Consider the following 6977-nt stretch of genomic DNA (forward strand, 5'->3'; position numbering starts at 1 on the left):
GGGCATCAGTAAGTGTTAGTCTATTCATATAATCAGAATAACTGATTTTCTTTGTATGTCAACACACCCTAATTTAAGTTTTTATGAGTTTTTGGCTTACAAATGTAACTTTTTGCCAATCTATAAAATTAAGTTTATTCTGAAAAAGTAATGAATAACTTATAAAACACACTAAACGAGAATAATTATTATTCAATTTCAGTCATTATTTCAATTTTATATGATTTAATTCACATTTTATTCATATATGACATTTTTTTAACATATTTTATTCACTGACAAAGATTGTCAATTTTGGCAATCGTAGATGTTTTGTAATCGTCTATACTGCAGTTATCAACTAACACATTCACCCATATCATGGAGGAATCGAAAATGTCTAATCTCAATAACATCAAAACTTTTTGTGCGAATACTGCTAAAGCATTCAATATCGCTGATTATGTTTACTCAGAGAGCATTTCACTTTCTTTTATGCAAAACTTGGCAAATAATGGTGATGCTGAAGCACAACGTTGGTTAGCTGACCAATACTTTTACGGTGGGTATGTTGAGCAAGACTTACAAAAAGCCATGGAATGGTATGTAGCTGCTACTGTAAATGGCGATGAAATTGCAAATAACTTTCTTAACATCTGTGCAGAATGCTCATCCTTAGGTTGCACCGAACATGTTACTGCAAATTGGTTTGCATAAGCTAATATTCATATTATCACAAAAATCCCCAAAATATTGGGGATTATTTTTTTCTGATGCTTTTACTGACTTTAAATTTACATAAATCATGATATAGTCAAACCATAAATTTATTGGAATTTTTTAACAGATGTCAATTCATCCATTACCCGAAATTAATCGCTTAAATGTACTGGGGCAACCGCTTGCCAGTTGCTGTTTTGACCCGATTACGGGCTTTTATCGTGACGGATTTTGTCATACGGGCATATACGATGAAGGCTTGCATACCGTGTGTGCTGAAATGACCGATGAATTTTTGCAATTTTCCATAAAGATGGGCAATGACCTATCCACGCCACGCCCTGAATATGGTTTTGTCGGTTTAGAAGCAGGTGATTATTGGTGTTTGTGTGTGTCACGTTGGATAGAAGCTTTTCAATATCACAAAGCTCCAAGAATCAAACTCAACGCTTGTCATGCCAGTGTATTGCATTTTGTTGATTTGGATACTTTGAAAGATTATGCGATTTAATCTATGGTTTAAATTTCGCTTATTTTTTTAAATAGCAGGTCGTTGTTAACGATAGCGTAACACGACCAAATCAACAGTTAAAATTTATTTAAAATCATTGGAATAAAATCATGCAACTGATTCTCGCATCAAGCTCAAGCATTCGCCGTGAGCTATTAGAACGTTTAAATTTACCTTATCAAGCCATGAGTCCTGATATTGATGAAAGCCCAAAATCAGGCGAAGATGCCGAACAATTGGCACGCCGTTTAAGCCAAGAAAAAGCCTTACTTATCGCCAAGCAACATCCTGATGCTGTGGTGATTGGTTCGGATCAGGTTGCCTTTTTGGCAAGCGATCCTTTTGATTTTGTCGGTAAACCGATGGATTATCTGCAAGCCTTTGCTCAATTACAACGCCAATCAGGGCAAATTTTAAATTTTCGTACAGGATTATCGCTACAATCCGTACGGCAAAATATTGATACGACTGTGGTGATTCATTCACAAGTAAAATTTCGTGATTTAAGTGATGCAGAAATTGACTATTATTTACAGCAAGATACGCCTTATTTTTGTGCAGGCAGTTTTAAATTAGAAAGCTTGGGTATCAGTTTATTTGAATGGACAAAGTCGGATGATTTTACCGCCATTATGGGTTTACCGATGATTAGCCTTTGTCAATTGTTGCGTCAATATGGTTTTCGGGTGTGATTTTTTAGAAAATTTTAGGTAATAATCCATGAACATCAAATTATTTTTTTGCTGTAGTTTGGCTTTAATCATGTGTAATTCAGCCCATGCGCGTCCAACCACATTTATGGACGAATTAAATTTGCATGACGCCAATCTGTTGAATATTTATCCAAGTAGTTATACCTTGATGGGGGCGGCGTGTGTCAATCAAGATTTTCAAAATATTGCCAATCAGCCCGCACAACCGCCTATCGTCTTACAGATATTACAAAGCAATCATCAATCTAATAAACAATATTTTGACAATCTTACAGGCTTTGGTCGAGTTTATGATTTGTCCGACCAAAGCCAGTTTAATGCGAAAGAACTTGCACAATATGCCAAACAGCAAAACTGTGGTCAAGGCAATACTCATGTATACAGTTTTTCAATTCAATTAAACAGTGCAGAATTTAACCAAAAAAGCAGAGATGATGCGGCTCAAATCCTTGAGCAAATCAATCAGCAAAAATATATTGATGTGGTCGCAGTAAGGCAGCCTTTTATGAGTTTGTTTAAACCAACACTTATTTCTAAACAGCCTGTGCGTATTTATTTTGATGATGCTCAATCTAAACAAATACAAACTTGGTTAAAGAAATAAAACGACTTTGAAGCCAAATCCTAATCTAAATATTGTAAAATAACTCCGATTGATATTTTTTTAGGACATGACCATGTCAAAACATACTACCCCACTTGCGGTCTTGGGCGGTTTGACTGCCGAGCAATTTTTAACTGAATATTGGCAAAAAAAACCATTATTGGTACGCAATGCCTTACCCCAATTGGCAAATATGTTTGAGCCAGATGATATTTTGGAATTGGCACAAGAGCCTGAAATCACCGCACGCTTGATTACCCAAACAGGCGAGCAAGGTGAAATTTGGCAAGTTAAAAATTCACCTTTAAGTAAAAAAGATTTTAAAAAATTACCTGAACAATGGACATTATTAGTACAAGCGGTGGATCATTATTCATTGGACTTGGCTCAGCTTTGGAAACAATTTGATTTTATTCCACAATGGCGTCGTGATGACATTATGGTGTCGTATGCCCCAAAAGGCGGTTCAGTCGGCAAACATTTTGATTTTTATGATGTGTTTTTGGTGCAAGGTTATGGCGAACGCCGTTGGCAACTCGGGCAATGGTGCGATGAAAATACCGCCTCTGTCGCCAATCAACCGTTAAAATTATTGCCTGACATGGACGTGGATTTTGATGAAGTGTTACAGCCAGGCGATTTGCTGTATGTACCGCCACGCTTGTCACATTATGGTGTCGCAGAAAATGAATGCCTGACTTTTTCTTTTGGCTTCCGTATGCCGAATGCTGCCCAATTGATTGACCATGTCAGCGACCGTTTTGCTGACCAAAGTCATTTCAAAACTCCAATCATCGATATTTCACGTCGCCCAAGTCAAAGCACGGCATTAATCAGCGGTGAAGAATTTGCTTATCTCAAACAGCAATTATTAGATGCTTTACAACAAGATACGCAATTTGAAATGGCGGTGATGGCATTGGCAAGTGAAGCCAAATATCCTGATAATATTCCTGAAAATGAAGAAATTAGCTTAGAAGAATTGCGAGAAGATTTTAGCGATGACAGCCAAATTTTGCTTGAGCCTGCCAGTCGCTTGTTGTATCGCCAATCTGCCCAAGCGGAATTGCTAGAATTTTGGGCGAATGGTGAATGCTTATGTATTGATGATGCCTCGCAGCAATTATTTAAACAATTGGCTGATGGTGAAATCATCACTTTGGCACAGTTATTACAATATGATGAAAATATTATTGCCGATGTATTGATGGCAATCAATCAAAGTATTTTGATGTTGCTTGAAGCGGAATAATCACCTGTAGATACAATCTAAACCATTGGGTTTGATGTTTTATTATAGCTATCAAACCCATGCGAATACGCTTTGTTCTAACTTATTGTCAATTATTTTGTGGCTTTATTTCTTGATTTAATTTCTCGCCAATCCATATTTTGATTTTCTCTATAAAACTGCATAACCATCTCAATCAATGGCTCAGTAATGACATCCTTACGCCAACCCAGTAAATAGTCAGGCAGCTGATTATAGTCATCTTGGTATTGTTCATGACGATTGAGTGCTTCATGCATAATTGCTGATAGCCATTTTTTTCGAATCAATGCGTCGCTGGCAATATCTAAATGCTCTGCCACATCATCAATTTTATCCAATAACAATTCACGTTGTTCATTCAATACTGCTGTATTACGAATTCTCACCAAGCTTGGCCAGTCTGCTTCGGCAGGCAAATCATTGAGTAGTGCTAAAATTTGTTCACTATAATGTCTTAATGTCTGCGGCTTGATCTCATAATCTTGTGCAAACAATTGCCATGACGTTCGTGGTGCGTGTTCGACCAAATTACGCATCTGTTGCTCATTCAAAATGCTACTGCGTACACGATCTTGATTCATTGCCAGTTCCTCACGCCAGTAACATAGCTGTTTAAGCTGCATGAGTTGTCTTCGATTGAGCTTATTATGTGCTAAATCAACAAAGTAACTCTGTGCTGATCCATTATAAATCACTTCTTTACTGAGGCTTTGTGCATCTTCCAAACAGTGATCATATACGCCTTTTTGTTGAAGTATCGATTTGATTTCGGCTGCCATGATAGAAAGATAATAAACGTCATTCACCGCATATTGTTTCTGTGCAGGTGTCAAAGGACGAGCTAACCAGTCTGAACAATTTTGTTCTTTATCAATATAAGTATCTAAGATTTGCTCTACCGCAGACTGGTAACCTATTTGTGTGCCATAACCGAGATAAGCCAATGCAATTTGCGTATCAAAAAGATTATTTAAAGGCTGTTGTTTTGCATAAGCATGAATCAAAGAAACATCTTCTGCACAAGAATGGAAAATATTTTGTTTAATTTGAAAAATCTTTTGCCAAAGTACCGTTAAATCCAAACGACCATCTAGCAAAAAAACGTCACCGTCCAAATTGATTTGTAACAAACCCAAGTGTTGGTAATAAGTATGTCTACGGCAAAACTCCGTATCTACAGCGATAATACTATTTTCATTTAAACGCTGACTGAGTGCCAATACATCATTGGAACGAAAAATATACTCATGCTTTAAATTTGGCATAGTATTGCTCCTTTGGCCAACTTATGCTTTGCTGTCATCGTCAATTTATTCTACATCACACATGCTAATACAATGCGTCACTCTAGCTTTGATTTAGACGAAGACGATGTGTAAGCGCTTGATGTAATGTGTGACTATCAACATATTCCAATTCACCACCCAAAGGTACACCTTGTGCGATACGACTGATTTTGATAGGCAGATGTCGGCAGGCTTCTACCAAATAATGGGCTGTTGCCTGCCCTTCAACGGTTGCATTGGTTGCTAAAATAACCTCTTGGATATCGCCATGGCTTAGACGTGCCACAAGATGTGGAATACCTACTTCTTCTGGGCCAATGCCATCTAAAGGCGATAAATGCCCATTTAATACGTGATATTTGCCACGATAGCTACCGCTCTGCTCGATAGGGAAAATATCAGCAGGTGATTCGACTACACAAATCAGGCTTGCATCACGCTCATCATCTTGGCAAATTTCACAAATATCTTGCTCAGTCAGTGCATGACAAATCTCGCATTCGTGAATCGAATCTACAGCAGCTTGTATCGCCTGTGCAAGTTCGAGAGCTTCTTGACGTTTTCTCATCAGCAGATGTAATGCCATACGTTGTGCTGATTTTGAGCCCACGCTTGGTAAGATACGTAATTTTTGGATCAAGTGATTAAGACGTTCACTATACATACTTTGCCCAACATTTCATTGCTATTTTATGGCTTTCAAAAACCATTACCAAAATATCACATCAAAGCTCATCACCGAATAAAATTTTATTTATCTGATTTATTTCAATTTATTTATTTTAAAATGACATATCTAATAAAATGAACAACTGAATACGCATGTTAAGATTTATAAATCATGATCATTCTCATGATTAAAAATAGCATAGGATTCGCCAAGATGGATCGCTATTCTAACTGAAAATAATGCCTCAAACAAGTTAAGTTTTTTGTAAAAAATTTCCCTAAATCAATGATATAATCCCATGACTATGATAAGTATTTTATCAACCCTATGCTACATGGTGATACTGATATACACGCAAATTATTTCAAAAAAATTTATAACGAAATAAAACAACAACGTTTAAATTTAATCGATGAATTTGAGATAATAATCAATCATCAACCTGAAAAAATCGTTATTCTGCATTATCAATTACCCAAATTACCATACTGTTATATTATTTGCCGACAAAAAGCTGATTATCATATCGATTTTTTGGATTTTACGTTGCGTTATGCTAAGCGACTCAGTCAGCAGAATACAGGAAGTAATGAAAATTATTATTTAGCATTGAGTGGCTCTACGGTACGCCGTCGCAAAGATACTGCACATATCTATATCTATATCTATATCTATATCTATATCTATATCTATATCTATATCTATATCTATATCTATATCATACAATATCGTTGGCAAAAGGCGTTATTAAATACCATTTTGGCAGAAAAAAATATTTATCTCAGTTTAAGCGATTAGCTGTCTTGCTGGGATAATTTATACCAATATATCTTGGGGATTATCGCAAAAAAACTCAAAATAATAATTACAACTAATAAGTTTGCATAACCTATTTTTTGTGCCAATATACCACTAAGCAAATATAATGAACCACTAATAATGGTCATAATAGAAACCTGAACAGTAAAATCCGTACCAGCAAATTGTGGTCTAGCATACTGCATACTTAGACTCAATATTACAACCAAGCCGATTGATGCACACATTTCTTCCAAAGCATTCGCAACAAAAAAGTGCCATAACGCAAGGTGATGTTGCTGTGTACTATCGACAGCTAAAATAAAATAATAAATAAAAATTGTGATTTGTAGGGCGTGTTGACAATTAACGCAAATTGATTATTGTTGCAGCCAGATAGATATTAGCAGCAAAAGATTCATC

Annotated in this window: 9 protein-coding genes; 6 read left to right on the plus strand and 3 right to left on the minus strand. The window is 36.2% G+C overall.

Annotation, left to right across the window (positions count from 1 at the left end):
• Nucleotides 1–375: 375 nt before the first annotated feature.
• The 5 genes from ACEYX7_RS10060 (at nt 376) to ACEYX7_RS10080 (ending at nt 3779) form a co-directional block, all read left to right on the plus strand.
• The gene (locus tag ACEYX7_RS10060; protein ID WP_374805523.1) at nt 376–696 is read left to right on the plus strand and encodes an SEL1-like repeat protein; all 321 of its coding nucleotides are present in this window, start codon (nt 376–378) and stop codon (nt 694–696) included.
• A 130-nt stretch (nt 697–826) separates the two neighbouring features.
• On the plus strand, nt 827–1210 hold the full coding sequence (locus ACEYX7_RS10065; RefSeq protein ID WP_374805522.1) for a DUF2237 family protein: 384 nt from the start codon (nt 827–829) through the stop codon (nt 1208–1210).
• 110 nt (nt 1211–1320) lie between these two features.
• Complete coding sequence (locus ACEYX7_RS10070) at nt 1321–1902, plus strand: Maf family protein (protein WP_374805520.1); 582 nt, start codon at nt 1321–1323, stop codon at nt 1900–1902.
• Between the two features lie 70 nt (nt 1903–1972).
• Complete coding sequence (locus ACEYX7_RS10075) at nt 1973–2527, plus strand: hypothetical protein (RefSeq protein WP_374807024.1); 555 nt, start codon at nt 1973–1975, stop codon at nt 2525–2527.
• A gap of 73 nt (nt 2528–2600) precedes the next feature.
• On the plus strand, nt 2601–3779 hold the full coding sequence (locus tag ACEYX7_RS10080; RefSeq protein ID WP_374805416.1) for a JmjC domain-containing protein: 1179 nt from the start codon (nt 2601–2603) through the stop codon (nt 3777–3779).
• Nucleotides 3780–3871: 92 nt separating this feature from the next.
• Here ACEYX7_RS10080 and ACEYX7_RS10085 read toward each other — a convergent pair whose 3' ends face one another.
• Together ACEYX7_RS10085 and recR are read right to left on the minus strand one after the other, a co-directional pair.
• Entirely contained in the window at nt 3872–5065 is a 1194-nt protein-coding gene (locus ACEYX7_RS10085) for a ribonuclease D (RefSeq protein WP_374805417.1), read from the minus strand.
• Between the two features lie 82 nt (nt 5066–5147).
• Complete coding sequence (recR, locus tag ACEYX7_RS10090) at nt 5148–5750, minus strand: recombination mediator RecR (RefSeq protein ID WP_374805418.1); 603 nt, start codon at nt 5748–5750, stop codon at nt 5148–5150.
• 552 nt (nt 5751–6302) lie between these two features.
• Here recR and ACEYX7_RS10095 point away from each other — a divergent pair.
• Nucleotides 6303–6554 (plus strand): hypothetical protein, encoded by a 252-nt coding sequence (locus tag ACEYX7_RS10095; RefSeq protein WP_374900525.1) that lies wholly within the window; start codon nt 6303–6305, stop codon nt 6552–6554.
• On the opposite strand, the gene ACEYX7_RS10100 is transcribed toward ACEYX7_RS10095, so the two are convergent.
• Nucleotides 6551–6760 (minus strand): hypothetical protein, encoded by a 210-nt coding sequence (locus ACEYX7_RS10100; protein ID WP_374900527.1) that lies wholly within the window; start codon nt 6758–6760, stop codon nt 6551–6553. The genes ACEYX7_RS10095 and ACEYX7_RS10100 overlap by 4 nt on opposite strands.
• Nucleotides 6761–6977: the final 217 nt, after the last annotated feature.

Source organism: Hubeiibacter jixunmingi (assembly GCF_041928215.1).
Classification (GTDB): domain Bacteria; phylum Pseudomonadota; class Gammaproteobacteria; order Pseudomonadales; family Moraxellaceae; genus Acinetobacter.